Here is a 15,412-nt window from a genome sequence, read left to right as displayed (position 1 = left end):
CAGTCCCGCGCCGTGTGTCTGTAGGACGTGCCCGGATTGGACGACTACGGTCCAGACTGCGCTGACGTGAGATTGTCGGCCGCCTCTTCCGGAGTGAGCACAAGTCCATGCCGGCCGGGCCCGGATCATGCAGGCCGACTCCGTCTTTCCCTCCCGACCAGTCGCGTATTGCGCGCGAAATAGATTCCTCCTTCGTTCTCGACGATCCTGTGAGGCGGATTCAATGGCTGTCACGCTCACCAAATCATTCGACTTCCCGATTACCGTGCCCTACAGCCGGCCCGCGGAGGTTGTCACGTCCGCTGCTCCGGGTGGCCTGGAGATCGTCGGTGCGGACATCATAAAGCGCCCGATCGGAGCGAGGTTCGCCTCGGGAGGCCAGGCCGCTCCGGGAACCAACGGGCTCGTCACGGGTGGGTCTTTCTGGCGGTGGAACTTCAACGGCTACCTGATCGTGATGCAGACGTGGTATCGCTTCACGTCGATCAGTCAGGTCGCTCGAAATCTCGCATTCAATTACACGGGCGGGCTCTACGCGCTCTATCCGACGACTGGCGGCAACTTTGAATTGGAGCATCCCAGCACCGTTTCTAACGGCGGGCCGCAGGAATTCACGGACTCCGGTGTCGCGATCCCGATGCACCAGTGGTTCGAACTGAGTGTCGCCGTCAGCATCCGAGGCATCTCGGCGACGTTCGATATGCAGTACGAACTCAAATACCGGCTGGCTGGCTCATCAGAGTGGGTTCCGATCCTCAACATCACGCCGGCCGTCTATGCAGGTGGCGGGATCGCGACCTGCTATATGGGCCTCTGGAGTCAGGGCGGCGGTGCGATCGGCAACGCGGCCGTCAGTTGTCCGCGTGTCTGGACCGGCGATCAGTCGGATGCCATTGCTTTCACGGCGGCGGGGATCGACCCGAACGTCATCGACCCTGTTGAGGAAAGGCACACCTACTACGTTGGGGCAGGTGGTTCCGATGACGCTGATGGTCTAAGCGAGTCGACTCGGTGGGCCACGTTCGGGAAGGTTAATACGGCCCAGTCGGAAGGCACGATCTTCGGCATCGCACCGGACACGACCGCGGTTGCTGCTGCGAAATCTGCTCTGGATACCGCTCGCAACGATGGGACGGACGACCTCTCCGCTCTTGAGGCGGCGTTCGAAGAGGCAATGATCGACCTGTGTGCCGCCGGCGATCTGATTTCCGTCGACGGCACGAACTATGACACTGACGCCGGCTTCCTGAACCTGACCGCACCGGGCATCACGCTCGACCTGAACGGCACGACTCTCGACTGTCGACATACGCTTGATGCTGGCGACTGGTCGGCAGTCGACGGGCATCCAGGCGTGTGGCAGCAGTCGCTTGAGGCAGATAAGCATGTCGGCTCCGTCCTTTGGCGGAACAACGTCTGGCTGACGTTCTACAAACTCGGCACGTACGTCGGCGTTCTCGACGACCTGCTGACGGCGATGGAGTCGGCCGCTGGTCCGTCGTTCTACGTCGCCCAGGATGGACTGACCGTCTACTACGCCGGCTCAAATCCGACCACAGACGGGGCGGCCTACAAGATCAGCTACCGGCGAGGCACGAACAGTGAATCGCCGGTCAACGTCACCACCAACTGTTCTCGCGTGACGAATGGAGAGATCGACGGGAGTTGTCGGGCACGCTATTCGGACGGCGATCCCTATGTGGACTACAGCGTCCAGCATGGGGACATCAGCGGCTTCCATCTGTGTGACAACATCGTTTCGACACGAGCATCAAAGCACTCGTTCGGTCTCACGAGCAACGCGAACGATGCGACGGTCATGTGGTTGGACTGCGAGGCTGGAGCTGGCACGGCCTACGACCCGAACTCGTTCACCAGCTACGTCGACTTTCGCGGCGGCGGGACCGGGACGATCGCGACCTACTATCACGGTTGCAGCATTACCGGGATCTTGGGCAGCGTCGGATCGACTGGCGGCGGCACGTCCGGCCTGGCCTATTACAGCCATTCGCTCGGCCAGGCGATCGCCGGGCCGCACTTCACGCGATGCGCATTCCTCAGTGGCTCGATCGCCGCCGAGGGAATCAACAACAGCAAGATGACCGTTCACGGCTCGGTGTGCGGTCTGATTGAGTGGGCCAGCGACGACGGTGTCGAAGTTCGTCGAAGCAGGATCGGCCTGTCTGGCGCGGGTGGAAGTCCCATTCGGATCTTCAACTCAGTTCTCGATTTCACGGGCAGCACGTCCAGCGGGGGCTACCGCTCGGCCGCGGGCGTCACGGAGATCTACGGCTGCACGCTGGACTTCACGTCCGCATCGCCGGAGCAAGGGACATGGTTGGATGCCGGCGACGTGGAGATGGTCGCCAAGGGCAACCTTCTTCTGTTCGGTGCAGGAACCAACGGTTGGATTCGTGCGGCCGAGTCGTCCGACACGTTCGACTTCGATTGGAACGTCTACGCCGGACCGGCCACGAGCGTTCGTCCCCTACTGTCCTACAACGACGGCAGCACGACGGCTGACAGGGAGTTTCAGTTCGGTGAACAGGACGCGAATGGGCTTCGAGTCGATGACGCGGAAATTGACCCCGATGACTACACGCCCGGTTCGGGCTCGGTCGCCATCGGCATGATCGACAGCGGAGCCATCGCCGAACTGGCCGGGACACGCTCCTACAACAACGTCCTCCGTTCCGGAGCGATGACGGCCGGGGCCATTGAGGTCGCTGGCAGCCCGGCCGAGATTTCCGCGGTCGCGGTCTCCCCAACCTCCCCGACCGAGGGGCAGGCGGCGTCGATCACCTGGGCGTCTACGGATGTCACCACGGTCAACATCCTGCTCAGCCTCGACGGCGGGAGCAGCTACCCGAACACGATCGTCAGCGGCACGGCCAGCGACGGTTCTCATGCGTGGACGCCAACGAACGGTCAGGTCGGCGCGACGGCCCGGATCAAGGTTGTCAACGCAGCAGATGCCGGAGTCTTCGCCGAATCGTCGATCTTCACGGTCCAGGCAGCCGATCCCCCACCTTCGCCGGAGATCACGAACGTGGCAGTCGACGCCATCGTTCTCGCCAGCGTGCCCACCGCTATTAACTGGGCGTCGGAAGATGTCGACGCCGTCGACATCCTGCTGTCGATCGATGGCGGCGCGTCATTTCCCATCGTCCTCGCCGACGATCTCGAGAACGCGGGAACCTATACTTGGACGCCCTCGGCGGACCAGGTGTCCGCGACTGCAGTGCTGCGAGTGCTCGCCGCCCTCCCCGGAATCGCAGCCGACGATTCCACCCCCTTCAAGATCGCCACGACGTCCCCCTCCCAGGGATCCGGCGTGGTGAGCAGTTTCAGTGATGAGGCCTTGGCCCAGCTGGCCGCGGCCGTGCCTCAGCCACTGTTCGCAACAGTCGCCTCGAACTCCCGCCGGCTGATGGCACCGACGCAGCTCGAGGCCAGGACAAGAGAGCAACGCCGCCATCGCGTGCCCATTACAGCGGACCGGCAGCCGGTCGACCTGCGATCGATGACTCTGCAGTTCGCCCTCAAGCTCTCGGCAACGGTTACGATCGTGGTCGACGAATTCGACGTAGAAGGCGCAGCGTTCAACATCGCGAGCTTCGTTGTGCCGGCCAGCGCGCACACCGCTTCAGGAACGTTCCCCTTCTCGATCCGCAACACCGCTCTCGTCGCAGGCGAAAAGGATCTGGCCTGGTGCGAAGGCATGTACGTGGTTGAGGACGTTCCGGGCCCGGTCACCGCTTGAGCGCGTAGAAAGCGATCGCATTACGAACGGCCGATCTCCCCGCGGCCGTCAGCTTGTACGCTCGCTCCCTGCAGGCGACGTTCGCCACGCGGATCGCCTGCAGGCGGCTTGAGACCAGCTCCATTTCCTCCAGCCTGGCCATCGCCAGGTAGAAGCTCACCAGCGTGGTGGGCTTTCGCCATTTGTCGAGCACCTCGCGGATCTGCTTGCCCGTCCGCTCCTTGGGCTGCAGCTGCTTGAGGACGATGAACTGGACAGGGCTGATCTGGGGCAGGGTCACAGGCACGGGGCTTTTCCATAGCGCGGGGCAAGGTCGACTTGCCAATATTTCGCGCGCAATACGGGCGATTGGCACAGCCCACCAAGCCCAGCCCCCATATAGCGAAGCGGCTATTGAACGGTTCTATACAGGCCAGCCCTACCTAGGGCCGGCGGGTCCTTCCCGGCTCCCCGAACGCCCCCGGTGCCTGCCGAAGGCATCGCGGAAAGTCACAGACTTTCTTTAGCGCGTCAGATCTGTCCTCCTTTTCTTTTCGCAGTGGTTTTGCGGGATGTACGACCATCTCCTACTTTAGGCGGTATCGGGCTCGCGCTTTCCTCTGCGGGGAAAGTCAGCGACAGTGGGTGTCTTGGGGGCTCCGCAAACCTGCCGATCACCGGGTGTTGCACTTCGATCGCGTCGGAGAATCAAGTATGTCGGATGGCAGTTTCCGAATGACCGTCCTAGGTCGCACGATCGAACATCTCGGCACGCAGATGTACAAACACCGCGCGCCCTCCATCGCGGAGCTGGTGGCGAACTGCTGGGATGCAGGAGCGAAGGAGTGCTGGCTGACCGTTCCCACGGCCGCCGAGTATGACCCTGGCGCCAGCGTTATCTCGGTGAAGGACAGCGGCGACGGGATGTCAGAGAACACCGTCCAAGATCACTACATGGTTGTCGGCCGCAACCGTCGAGAAACGGACCACGGCATGGTCCACAATCGGAAAGTCATGGGCCGCAAAGGAATTGGCAAGCTTGCTGGTTTCGGTCTCGCCACCAAGGTCACTGTCACAACTTGGACCGCGGCACAGCCGAAAGGGCTGCGTTTCTCGATGCAGCTTGATCAATTCCGTGTCGCTGCGGGCAAGGCTGACGACATCGTTTTTCCTTGGTCGCAAGTCGATAAGCCAGCCAATAGCGCGCCTCACGGAACGGAGGTGGAGCTGTCACAGCTACGACATGGGTCGCCACTGGATCTCGACGCGCTGGCGGAGACCCTCACGAGGCGATTCTCGCGGATAACGCGGCGCGAGATGAAGATTTACTTGAACGGGTCGCCACTTCCTGAGCCGACCATCGACTGGCTTTTCCAGACAGAAGGCGATGACGGATTCTTGGAGGCGGAGATCGCTGAGGGCAAAACGGTGAGGTACAAGTACGGCTTCGCGAAATCTCCTTTGCGGTCGAAGGAGCTGCAAGGATTCGTGGTCTATGCCAACGAGCGGACAGCCCAGGCGCCGCCGTTCTTCTTCAACGTCGAATCGACTGCTTCGTCGCAACACTCGACGCGATACGTCAGCGGCGAGATCGTTGCAGACTACATCGACACGGGCACCGATTCTGAGTCTGACCTCATCTCCACCGATCGACAGGAGGTCGACTGGGAGAAAGAGGAGCTCAAAGAGCTTAAGGCTTGGGGCGAGAAACTGACCCGAAAGATTCTGCGTGACTGCGGCGAGATGATGGGCGAGGAGCTCGAGAACTGGGTGATTGCCGATTCGGAGTTTGGCGCAAGGTTGGACAGGCTCGACACGCCCACAAAGAAGCAGATTCGCGGGTTCCTCAAGGTGCTTGGGCAGCAGTCGGCAAAGAACGAGCCGCGAACACGCGAGTTGGCCGAGTCGCTGATTCGCGCCTACGAATTCAGGATGTTTCACGATGTGATCGACCACATCGAAGAGGTCAGTACAGATCCCGCGAAACTGGCGGAAACTCTGGGGCGACTTCATGACTGGAAGGTCCTTGAAAGCCGCGCGATTCTCGAGATTGTCAAAGGGCGACTGAGCGTCGTGAATAAGCTCGAAGCAATGATTCTGGACAATGCTCCTGAGACTGCATCGAAAATCACACACGACAATTTGCATGACTTGCTGGCCGGTTACCCATGGCTCTTTAACCCGGAATGGCAAGTTTTCGTTGAAGAAAAGTCCATCGGCAGACAGCTCAGGGAGTGGGGGCAACAGGATGTTCCGCAGGATATGGCTGATAAGCGGGTCGACTTCCTAGCTTTTGAGAAAGATGCCGAGGACATCGTCATCGTCGAACTCAAGCGGCCCGGCCACGCTGTCACATTCGATGAGATCCAACGTCTTGAGCGCTATCAGGTGGCATTGATGGCAACTCGCCCACGCTGTCGCCGAGTGCTGGTTTACGGCGGGACGCTCACTGTCCCCAAAACCAAGTTGCCCGGCCTTGAGAAGGATCCAGATTTACAGCTGCTTCCTTGGAGCGAGATGTTTCACAGAGCAAGAAAGTTTTACGCCCACTACGCCGCGGTGCTGAATGGCGACGTCAGCGACCCCGCTTTCAGTCAAAAGCAGAAGGAAGTCGTCGCGACACGCCGACTTTTGGAGATGGGCACTGCTCACCGATCACGAGAACAACGCAAAGAAGGATTGGGGAATCAAGATCCATGAGGACAGGTTCGCATGATGCCCCATTCGACGAGGTTGCACCGACGGCGATCGACCTGTTCTCAGGCTGCGGAGGTACAACTCTTGGCCTAGTGCAAGCGGGCTTTGATGTCGTCGCTGGCGTTGAGATCGATCCTCTGGCCAGGAAGGCCTACGAGTTGAACCACCCGGCGATCCCGCTTTGGGATGACGTCTGCCAGGTTGATGTTCCTCAACTGCTGGCCCGCCTAAAGCGCAAATCAGGACAGATCGATCTCGTAGTCGGCTGTCCCCCGTGCCAAGCACACTCTGCTTTAGCCCGGCTCAATGGTGGGAGATACATCCGCAACCCGGAAAATAAAGACTTGGTCTTTGAGCTGCTTCGAATCGTTGAGGGCGTCAACCCGAAAATCGTGATGATTGAGAACGTTCCTCGCCTCGCGGAGGAACCACGATTCCGGAAGGTGCTCCGCAAACTACGTGAAGTTGGATACGTCGGCCAGCCAACGATTCTCAACGCTCGAGATTATGGTGTGCCCCAACGTCGGCTGAGGATGGTCTACATTGGAAGCCGTATTGGGGAAGTAAGCCATGCTGCTCCGCTTTCACTACGGCGGTGCGTTCGCGATGCCATTGCGGACCTTCTCCCTGCTGGAATCTCGGGAGACCCATTACACGACTTTCCCGAGACCCGATCGAAGAAGGTTGCAGCACTGATCAATTCCATTCCACGCGACGGGGGCAGCCGGGCCGCATTGCCCGCAAGACGGCAGCTCGCGTGTCATCGTCGATGCGATGGCTTCAAGGATGTCTACGGCCGCATGGCGTGGGCCGACCCTGCCCCGACAATCACCGGTGGCTGCGTCAATCCATCAAAAGGCCGATTCCTTCATCCAACTGAGAACCGGACGATCACCCTGAGGGAGGCCGCGCTTCTTCAGTCCTTCCCATCAGATTACGCCTTCCCGCTGGACCGTGGAAAGTTCGCGGTGGCTCAGTTAATCGGTAACGCATTCCCTCCGGAGTTCGTCCGCCTACAAGGGGAAACGATTATCGATCATCTTCGCTGCAGACAACGAAGACGGACTCCGACCTGAGTCGTGGAACGCACTCTTCCCCGCGTCTCCAGAGCCGGCTGTGATCGTTCACCACCTCCATCGGGACGCTCGTCACAGTCGCGCCCGAGTTTTCCGAAGATTCTGGGATACGCCTACGTCTCAGAACGCGGAGTGTTTATTCGGAAGGTCTTTCACCTAGTTCTTCCCGAGGAGACGCTGAGGCATCATGGGCAACGACTGGAGGCCCGGACGCCTCTCGGCTCGCATCAATCAGCCTCTTCAGCTCAAGTTCTACTCGACAGGTCTCGCACTCCGCTGGGCCCATGCAGTTAGCGACACGGGCGTGCGCGTTCTCCATCACGTGGCCGTGCGTGTGCTCCTTCAGCCAGATTTCTGTATTCACGAACGGCATCGTCATCGGCTGGGCTTCGGACATGATCCTCTTCCTTTGTTATTAAACGGGAACTCGATCGACGAGCCCGGGATTAAGAGTCCTGGGCCACGACCACCGCCTCGTCGAACTGTGACTCCCATTCCTCGATCGCCGCGTCGACGTCCTCGTAGAACGCGACCAGCGCCGCGTCCTGGCGTTCACGAAACCACTCCGGATCCTGCTCGAATGGCAGCCCGTTCGTCGCCCGCTGCTGCCGCTCCTGGGCCAGCCGGCGAAGGTCGTACAGCGCGTCGCTCCAGTTGAGCTCGGGATTGCTGTACTGATCGCCGACGAGCTTCGCGGCGACGACGCAGGCGTCGATCCAGGCCTCGACGCGGCCCTGCAGGCAGGCGTCCCGCAGCTGCCAAAGGGTTCCAACCCGCTCGCTGAGCGGCGTCACGATGCAGGCTCCTTCAAGGCCTTCTCGAACTCTTTGGGCAGTTCGCCGGGAGTCCAGCAGTCCACCATCGCGGCGATGAGTTCCGCTTTGTCTGAGCCGGCATAGCCGGACCGCTTGGCAGCTGGCATCTTCTGCAAGCTCCTCAGCGGGAAGATTTCGAGGTCGGCGGCGGTCGCTTTCCACTCCGCTTTGATGTCAAAGCCGAGTTCGGTCGCAATGGGCAACAGGGCCATTGCCTCTATGCCGCCGTCCACAAGCGCGGCCTTCGCCACTTCGAACGCGGCTGACTCGAGCTGTCCCTTGTTGAGCGGCGCGAGCCAATCCCAGATCTCGCGGTCATCAAGTCGCTGATGCTTCTCCGCGCCCGGGGCTACAAGGGAGATACCTCGCTCGCATCCGATGAACAGGAGCCGCAGCGTCAGCTCCCGATCAGACTTCTTCAGTCGTGCGGCGACCATCGCGCCAAGAGACTCATTCAGGGTGCGATCGATCTGGTACGCGTAGGGCCCTTCATGCGTTGGGAAGGTCTGTCGCGCCGGTGCCGGCTTCGAGTCGCCGGCCTTCTTTTTGGCCGCGGCTTTCGCCTCCTTGTTGAGCCTGGCCCAAAGCGAGACGTTGAACGCCCGCGGCTGCGGCGCGCCGCCCCAAGGCATCTTCACCGTGACGACGTCGAGCTGCTCACGCAGTTGTTTCGTGACCGTGAAGTGGCATCCGCCGGACTCGTGCACGCGGCCCTTGCTCAGCGATCGCGTGCACTTCACCACGGCGTCTTCGACCATCCGTTCGAACTCGCGGGACGGAATCGTCCCGGTCCGCGGGTCGCCGTACTTCGGTTTCTTCCACTCATCCAAGGCCTTTGCGACAGCCGCCAGGACGGTCGGACGCTCCTTCCAGGCGAGCAGGGCCTTGGCATGGGTCGGCGTTATTTCGCGCGCGATAATTCGTTTCTGCCAATCCGCCGGCAGCTTCAGCATCCCGACGGCCGTCGAGATCTTCGCCTGCTCGCAGCCGACCATCTCGGCGACCTGCTGCTGCGTCAGGCCGGTATCGATCAGTTGCTGGTACCAGATGGCCTGCTCGATCGCGTCCAGTTGCTCGCGACGTTCATTCTCCTCCCCGCGAAGGAAGATGGCTTCCTGGCCGTTGCACTCGTGGATCTCCGCTCGCAGCGACTTCAGCCCGACCAGGCGAGCGGCCCGCAGCCTGCGTTCCCCCCAAAGAAGTTCGTAGCGGCCGCGATCGAGCCGGCGAACCGCGATCGGCTCAATCTGCCGGCGGGCCAGCGACTTCCCCAGGGACTCCAGCGCCTCCTGGTTGAACGTCTGCCGCGGATTGAATTTCGAGACGTCGACCAACTTCAGATCGAGGTCGATCGTCTCGACTCCCACGGTTCGCGTCGCAGCCTTTTCCTTCGCCGCGGCCGCGGCCTGCGTTTCCGGAATGCCGTCAATCGTTCCGGGAATCGCGGCAGTCGTCCCGGCTTTCGGCCGTTTCGTTCCGATCACCAGCGCCGGCAATCCGAGCCGAGCGGCCGCGACAGTCGGCGGTTCCTTCCGCTCGTAGTAAGCGTCCCGAAGCATTTCGAGGTCGACGTTCGCCAGATCATGCGATCCGGACAGGTCAGCGTGCCACGCCTGCCAGGTCGCGTGATTCGTCGCATTCAGGCGGTTCTGTTCACATCGAGCACAATCGTCGAGATCGATCGCGTTCAAAGCGCCGCAATCTGTGCACTTCCAATGATCGGGCATCCTCGTCGTCCGCTTGGCTGCTGCTGTCGTCATGCAAAAAGCCCTCGTTTCTGAGTTGTCGCCGGCCGGGCCGGCGGTTTTGAGACCTTGGGAACCGGCACGGCCGCGGCCTCGAAGCGGTCTACCGGACAAGCACACACCAACATCTGGCCCCGTTGATCGCCGACGGTGACCCGGCCCGGGCCCGCCAGCTGCAGCACGACCAGCTCCCGGCCGACGGGGATCACCCCGCCGAGCGTCGGGATTGCTTTCACTACGCGAACGGCGTCACCGGGTTTCATGGCGCTCTCCCGGGAAAGAGCAGGTCCGCAGCTCGCACCTCACCGGCTGCCGGATAGGTCGCGAAGCCCAGGCTGCGGAGAGCGCCGCGTGCGTTCTTGAAAGAGGATGTTGTCGACGAATAGGCCGTCGCATCAGCGAGCGCGGCGTAGCTCACGCTGACCGGGTAGGCTTCGATCAGAACGGTCAGGATCTTCTGCTCGGGCCCAGGCAGACGGCTGAGAATCCGTTCACGCAGTTGGTTGTCGGTGTGGATCTCGGTCGGATGGACGGCCGCGGCGACTCCATCGTCCGTCAACGACAGACAGCCCCCAGGCAAGTACTCGATCAGCCCCTTCGTCCGAAGTGCCCCCTTCGCGTTCTTGTAAGACGACGTCGTCGGGCTGTAGTCAGCAATGAACGCGACCGTCGAATTTGCCGGCTGCTTGACGCCGATCGATTCGAGCCAGGCGAGCGCGTCGAGGATGCGCTGCTCGGGCCCTGTAAGACCGTCGTCGCCGGTGGACCTTGGCGCGGAATGCCTCCGCTCAACGGCGGCGAGCAACTCTGGTGGGGCTGGCACCATCGCCGGCTCCGTTGCCAACTGAAGTGCCGGACGTACTGGTATCGCGTCGAGACCGCCATCACCTAGAACGCCTTTGATCCTGTTGATTTTGTTCAACAGCTTCCCGGCTTCCGCACTCCACCATTTGTCGGACTCATGCACCGCCTTCTTCACGGCACGATCGATGGCTGCTTGATCACTCTTCATCGCGCCGGCCGGGACCTTTACGGCGAGCTGCTTCTGGAGTTGGGCGATCGTCTTCCGCAGCTCGGCCGGATCGTCCGCCTTCTTCTTCTCAATGACCGTGGCCATCGACTTCTGCAGAGCGCCCAGGTCGACGGCCGCCAGCTTCCTGGAGGCCGTGGCCTCGCCGATGCCCGGCGTCGACGATCCGTCGAAGGAGTTCTTCTCGAGGAACCGCGTCGGCTGAAATGTTCGCAGCCACGCCGGCGACCAGAAGTAGCAGTCCCCCTCCTGCAGGCCGGCGAGCTTCGCCATGGCGTCGTCGAGATCAGCGCCGACGTGCTGCATCCAGCCCTTCACCGCGTCCCGTTCATGCTTCCCGACCAGCTGGAACACGACCAGCGGTTCCGCCTGGTTCAACACCTCCTTATTCACGCTCTGTGGTCGCTGAGTGATCATCGAGACGCCGATGCCGAAGTTCCGGCCGAGACGCACCAGGTCCTCGAAGGCACCGAGCATTCGCTCCTGCCCCTTGCCCATCTGCGGAATGAAAACCTGAGACTCCTCGATCGCCAGATGCAGCGGCGAACGATGCGCCTTCTTCCGGTGAAACAGCTGCTCCGCGAAATCGGTCGCGAAGTGCTTGCGCTGTTCCTTGCGGAGCTGGCTGACGTCGAGGACGACGGACGATCCGGTATCGACGACGAAGTCGGCCACGAGTCCGCCAGCCTGGGGCTCGATCGGCACGTCGCCGTGCAACCCGCCGATGATCGGGATCGCAAAGCGGCTCGGCTTCTTTCCCGTCCGGTCGAGGCGCAGCCCGTACCAGTTCCCGATCGGGTCGAGGATCACGACCTGGGCCTTGGCGTCGAGCATCGTCTCGACCAGCTTCCCAGCCGCGTAGGTCTTCCCGGATCCGCGGATACCCAGGAACGCCCAGGGGCGCGAGATTGCATCGAGCGGCACCGACAGGTTCTTGGCAATTGCCAGCTGTTTCATTTCCCGCCCTTCTCTTTCCGTTCGTCCTTTTGACACACCGGCCCGATGCCAGCGTCGATCGACTTCGCAGACCTCAGTCGGAGCTTGCATCGCCGGCAATAGGTCACCGGCTTCTCACCAAACTCGGCCTCGTAAAGCGACCTCTGACCTGCGACGAGCCGGTGCTTCTGCTTCTTTGCCATCGCGACGACCTCAATCACCCGAACGACTCCTTGAATGCCTGCTCGGGCGCGACTGTCGGGAATCCGAGCAAGGTCACGAACTGCAGGACGCGCCGTGCGCGATCGTCAGGCATGGCCACCGACACGCATCCTTCGCTGCTGCCGGTGAGGAACTGGAACGTCGCCAGTGCGGTTTCCGGTCGAATCGCCCGTTTGCGTGCGCGGTCTTTATCAGCCATCACCGGGCCCCCTGAAGGAACCGCGTTACAGCCGCGACGTCGCCGGGCCAGGCCCCCTGCGGCGTTTCCCGCGGGCCGAACCCATACTCCCGCAGCTTGCCGCTCATCGTGCGAATGCCGACCCCCACGACTACCGCGCCCTGGGAAACTCCGTGGCGCGCGGCCGCTTCCATCAGCAGTGCCCGCTCGGCAACCGCCAAGAGCGATTCCCGGGGAGCAGCGCCGCCCGGATCCAGTTCCTTGAGGACGGCACTGAGGCCTTCTTTCAGGTTGCCTGCGGCCGTCGCTTTTGAAGCGGTCGCCGGCATCGATTCGAGCGCCTGATGCAGCGCCCGGGCGAATAGGACGACGTCGCCAACTCCAATGCTCATGCGAAGAGGCTCCTCTGTTCTGATGCCCGCGGCCCCGTTGGATGTTCGACCTGGAAGGGCCGTGCGATGACGGCCCGCGCCGTGGGCGCAGCCGCCTGGGAGTCGTGGGCCAGATACTCCTCAAGCGTGAACTTCTGAAACCGTCGCGCGGGGCCCGTGATGATCCGTCCCGTCCGACCGCAAAGCAGTTCGTACTGCCCTCGATAGGTCCCGAATCGATTGCCCGTGTCCCAGCCGCCGATGCAATGCTTCAGCCCGTCCAGCTCGAGCTCGAAGCCCGCGGCCACACACCGCTCGAACCAGGGACGCACCTCCGTCGGCAGGCCGGACAGAACCTCGCTATTCCGCGCGGAATGTCCGGCCTGCCGGTCCGGTGAATTGTCGGATCCACACCCAGCCTCGGACGCGGCACTCTGTCCGTCCTCCTGCAGGCTCGTTGAGACAATCGCCGCGGCTGAGTGGTCCGCGGGGGGCGTGCTTTTTTCATGGTCTCCCGACAATGCGAATTCGCGGAACGGCCGCCAGGGACCGCCGAACCGCGACCAATCTCCAGACTCCAGGTCCACGAAGAACTCGCGTCCCTTCCTCCAGCCAGGCTCCGGTTCCTCGCCTGGCTCGCGCCAGCAGCCGTAGTGCAACGGCTGGCCATGGTCTCCCGGAAATGACCTGGTCATCACACAGAGGCCCGCCGCGGCGAAGCGGGCGCGGAAAGGCTCATTCACGACAGGCCTCCCGAGCTTGGCTGGAAACCAAAGGGGCTGCGTGACTCGCTGTCGTGCCCCTTCTCTTTCGCGACCCGCGAAACCGCGTCGGCCAGCTTCTCCGCAGCCGTGGCGATCAGCTTGGAAAACTCCTCGGGCGGGCCGTCAAATTCGAACTCGACGTTCTTCGCCTTCAAGCTGAAGCGGATGGACTCAGTCATCGGACCGGCGCTCCCTTCTCCAGCAGCGCCAACAAGGCCGTCCGCAGCAGCACCCGCTCACGTGGATCACGTCCCTCGCGCAGATCGGCGACCGCATGGGGGCGCATCTCTTTGGGGAGTCGATCGACCAGTTCGCGGACCTGCTCCAGCGACAGCACAAGCAGGGCCTCGTTGATCGGGGCGAGCTCGGCCGCCCGCTCTGCATGCGCCTTTCGTTCGCGTTCCTGTTCCGCCTTCAGGTCCTGGTCACGCTTGGCACGGCGATAGGTTTCGCTGTGCTGCATCGTGATCAGTGCGCCCGGCGAAGCGTTCCGCAGCTGCCACCACACTGCCCCCGCCGGCCACGCCTGGATGCGGACCTTCCCGGCGACGATCGTGTGCTGCTCGCAGCGATCGAGCAGCGCGTCGACCTGGGCCGCAGTCCAGCCGCCGTCGCGGGCTTCGCGGGCGGTTTGCCGATGGCTGCCGAGGCCGTAGGCCCGCAGCCTGTCTCGGATTCGAGACCAATCACCCTCCTCCTCGCTCCGCTCCGGCGGGCATGAGGAGGAGGGATGAATGGGAGAGTGAAAAGGAGAGACGCGCGCACGCGGGTCTACTATAAGCGCCCCCGCATTATGCGGAGGCGCCTCCGCATAATGCGGACCCGCCCCCGCATAATGAGGGGGCGCCTCCGCACTGTGCGGGGGCGCCTCCCGGCTCCTGGGACCACGCCCGGACGACTTGTCCGGCCGGCCGCTCGACGCGGCCGCGAGATCCCGCTCAATAAAGAGCGACGGTTGAGCGCCCTGGTTCAGTGCCAGGTCTTTCACCGTCGCCCAGATTATCCGGTACTCGCTCGGCCCCTGACCACCGGTCCGGGGCTCCCTTTCCCGTCGGGTCACGTGGATGATGTCGGATTCTTCCAGATCCCGAATACCGCGTTCTGCGGTCGCATCATCACTGAGACCCATCTCCCTCGCGATCAGCGCCTTACGGACGACCCAACTCGGGTTCGCTCCAATCTTCGAGTGGAGCGCCAGCAGGACTCGCTGCATCCGTGGCCCTGACGCGCGCAGGTCTGGCGGCAGGCTTTTCAGCACGCCACCCTCCGTCGCGGCCCGCTTGGCCAGTCGGGGGATCTCCTTCGCCTGCTTCGGATCGAGCAGGCGAACGTTGAACCCCCGCAGGCGGCGGGCGTTAATCTCGTCCGCGATCGTGCGGAACGAAATTGATTTGATGAGATCCAGCCGCCGGAGCCAGGGGCTCGGACGATTGGCGCCGGAGGCTTCCATGCCAAGCCTCCGTCAAGATGCTGCTCGGGTTTCTGTCGCGTCCGGCGATGCCGGACCCAGTCCCCAACGCTCCTCGCGGGCAATGCGCTGGCCCTTCGGTGCGTCGATGCTGACCTTCACCTTCTGACCTCGGATCTCCCCGATGACGATGGTGATCCCACCATCGAGAATGATTCGTTCGCCTGGCTTGCGCGTGAGCGTGAGCATTTGGAATTCCTTCCCATGCAGCAGACGTCGCATCCGTGCAACGTCTGCTGATTCTTCGACTGGCCGCGGGGTCCATTCCGCAACACGAACAACCTCAATGAAGACGGATGGACTCGAACCACCAACCTCCGCGGTCTGCACACCGCGGCGCTCTACCGATTGAGCTACGTCTCCCCTGA

The 15,412-nt window shown here is 62.4% G+C and carries 15 protein-coding genes and 1 tRNA gene; 3 read left to right on the top strand and 13 right to left on the bottom strand.

Annotated elements, in window-relative coordinates:
- Positions 1 to 223: 223 nt before the first annotated feature.
- Complete coding sequence (locus Pan44_RS12990; RefSeq protein ID WP_145030467.1) at positions 224 to 3,763, top strand: GPI anchored serine-threonine rich family protein; 3,540 nt, start codon at positions 224 to 226, stop codon at positions 3,761 to 3,763.
- Here the strand turns inward: Pan44_RS12990 and Pan44_RS12985 are convergent.
- Positions 3,753 to 4,049, bottom strand: coding sequence for a hypothetical protein (locus tag Pan44_RS12985; protein WP_145030466.1), 297 nt, complete (start codon positions 4,047 to 4,049; stop codon positions 3,753 to 3,755). The two genes, Pan44_RS12990 and Pan44_RS12985, sit on opposite strands and share 11 nt — an antisense overlap.
- Before the next feature lie 407 nt (positions 4,050 to 4,456).
- Here Pan44_RS12985 and Pan44_RS12980 point away from each other — a divergent pair, with 407 nt between their 5' ends.
- Both Pan44_RS12980 and Pan44_RS12975 read left to right on the top strand, forming a co-directional pair.
- Positions 4,457 to 6,442 carry an ATP-binding protein gene (locus Pan44_RS12980; RefSeq protein WP_145030465.1) on the top strand — a complete coding sequence of 662 codons (1,986 nt, stop codon included), beginning with the start codon at positions 4,457 to 4,459 and terminating at the stop codon, positions 6,440 to 6,442.
- A complete protein-coding gene (locus Pan44_RS12975) occupies positions 6,439 to 7,515 on the top strand; it encodes a DNA cytosine methyltransferase (RefSeq protein ID WP_145030464.1) in 1,077 nt (358 codons plus the stop codon). Before Pan44_RS12980 ends, Pan44_RS12975 begins: the two co-directional genes overlap by 4 nt.
- A gap of 446 nt (positions 7,516 to 7,961) precedes the next feature.
- On the opposite strand, the gene Pan44_RS12970 is transcribed toward Pan44_RS12975, so the two are convergent.
- The 12 genes from Pan44_RS12970 to Pan44_RS12915 form a co-directional block, all read right to left on the bottom strand.
- Entirely contained in the window at positions 7,962 to 8,309 is a 348-nt protein-coding gene (locus Pan44_RS12970; protein ID WP_145030463.1) for a hypothetical protein, read from the bottom strand.
- Positions 8,306 to 10,090 carry a ParB/RepB/Spo0J family partition protein gene (locus Pan44_RS12965; RefSeq protein WP_145030462.1) on the bottom strand — a complete coding sequence of 595 codons (1,785 nt, stop codon included), beginning with the start codon at positions 10,088 to 10,090 and terminating at the stop codon, positions 8,306 to 8,308. The genes Pan44_RS12970 and Pan44_RS12965 overlap by 4 nt, the downstream gene beginning before the upstream one ends.
- Positions 10,087 to 10,338, bottom strand: a complete 252-nt coding sequence (locus tag Pan44_RS12960; protein ID WP_145030461.1) for a hypothetical protein — start codon at positions 10,336 to 10,338, stop codon at positions 10,087 to 10,089. The genes Pan44_RS12965 and Pan44_RS12960 overlap by 4 nt, the downstream gene beginning before the upstream one ends.
- The gene (locus Pan44_RS12955; protein WP_197454059.1) at positions 10,335 to 12,062 is read right to left on the bottom strand and encodes a helicase HerA domain-containing protein; all 1,728 of its coding nucleotides are present in this window, start codon (positions 12,060 to 12,062) and stop codon (positions 10,335 to 10,337) included. The genes Pan44_RS12960 and Pan44_RS12955 overlap by 4 nt, the downstream gene beginning before the upstream one ends.
- On the bottom strand, positions 12,059 to 12,262 hold the full coding sequence (locus tag Pan44_RS12950; protein ID WP_145030459.1) for a DUF6011 domain-containing protein: 204 nt from the start codon (positions 12,260 to 12,262) through the stop codon (positions 12,059 to 12,061). The genes Pan44_RS12955 and Pan44_RS12950 overlap by 4 nt, the downstream gene beginning before the upstream one ends.
- The gene (locus tag Pan44_RS12945) at positions 12,259 to 12,462 is read right to left on the bottom strand and encodes a hypothetical protein (RefSeq protein ID WP_145030458.1); all 204 of its coding nucleotides are present in this window, start codon (positions 12,460 to 12,462) and stop codon (positions 12,259 to 12,261) included. Before Pan44_RS12945 ends, Pan44_RS12950 begins: the two co-directional genes overlap by 4 nt.
- A complete protein-coding gene (locus Pan44_RS12940) occupies positions 12,462 to 12,833 on the bottom strand; it encodes a hypothetical protein (RefSeq protein ID WP_145030457.1) in 372 nt (123 codons plus the stop codon). The genes Pan44_RS12945 and Pan44_RS12940 overlap by 1 nt, the downstream gene beginning before the upstream one ends.
- Positions 12,830 to 13,555 carry a hypothetical protein gene (locus Pan44_RS12935; RefSeq protein ID WP_145030456.1) on the bottom strand — a complete coding sequence of 242 codons (726 nt, stop codon included), beginning with the start codon at positions 13,553 to 13,555 and terminating at the stop codon, positions 12,830 to 12,832. Before Pan44_RS12935 ends, Pan44_RS12940 begins: the two co-directional genes overlap by 4 nt.
- On the bottom strand, positions 13,552 to 13,755 hold the full coding sequence (locus Pan44_RS12930; protein WP_145030455.1) for a hypothetical protein: 204 nt from the start codon (positions 13,753 to 13,755) through the stop codon (positions 13,552 to 13,554). The genes Pan44_RS12935 and Pan44_RS12930 overlap by 4 nt, the downstream gene beginning before the upstream one ends.
- Entirely contained in the window at positions 13,752 to 15,026 is a 1,275-nt protein-coding gene (locus Pan44_RS12925; protein ID WP_145030454.1) for a hypothetical protein, read from the bottom strand. The genes Pan44_RS12930 and Pan44_RS12925 overlap by 4 nt, the downstream gene beginning before the upstream one ends.
- Before the next feature lie 12 nt (positions 15,027 to 15,038).
- Entirely contained in the window at positions 15,039 to 15,233 is a 195-nt protein-coding gene (locus Pan44_RS12920; protein WP_197454058.1) for a carbon storage regulator, read from the bottom strand.
- Positions 15,234 to 15,331: 98 nt separating this feature from the next.
- Positions 15,332 to 15,407: transfer RNA gene (locus Pan44_RS12915), tRNA-OTHER, on the bottom strand.
- Positions 15,408 to 15,412: the final 5 nt, after the last annotated feature.

It is taken from the genome of Caulifigura coniformis (assembly GCF_007745175.1).
Taxonomy (GTDB): domain Bacteria; phylum Planctomycetota; class Planctomycetia; order Planctomycetales; family Planctomycetaceae; genus Caulifigura; species Caulifigura coniformis.
The sequence above is the reverse complement of the archived record's forward strand: the minus strand, read 5'-3'. Positions and strand labels throughout refer to the sequence as shown.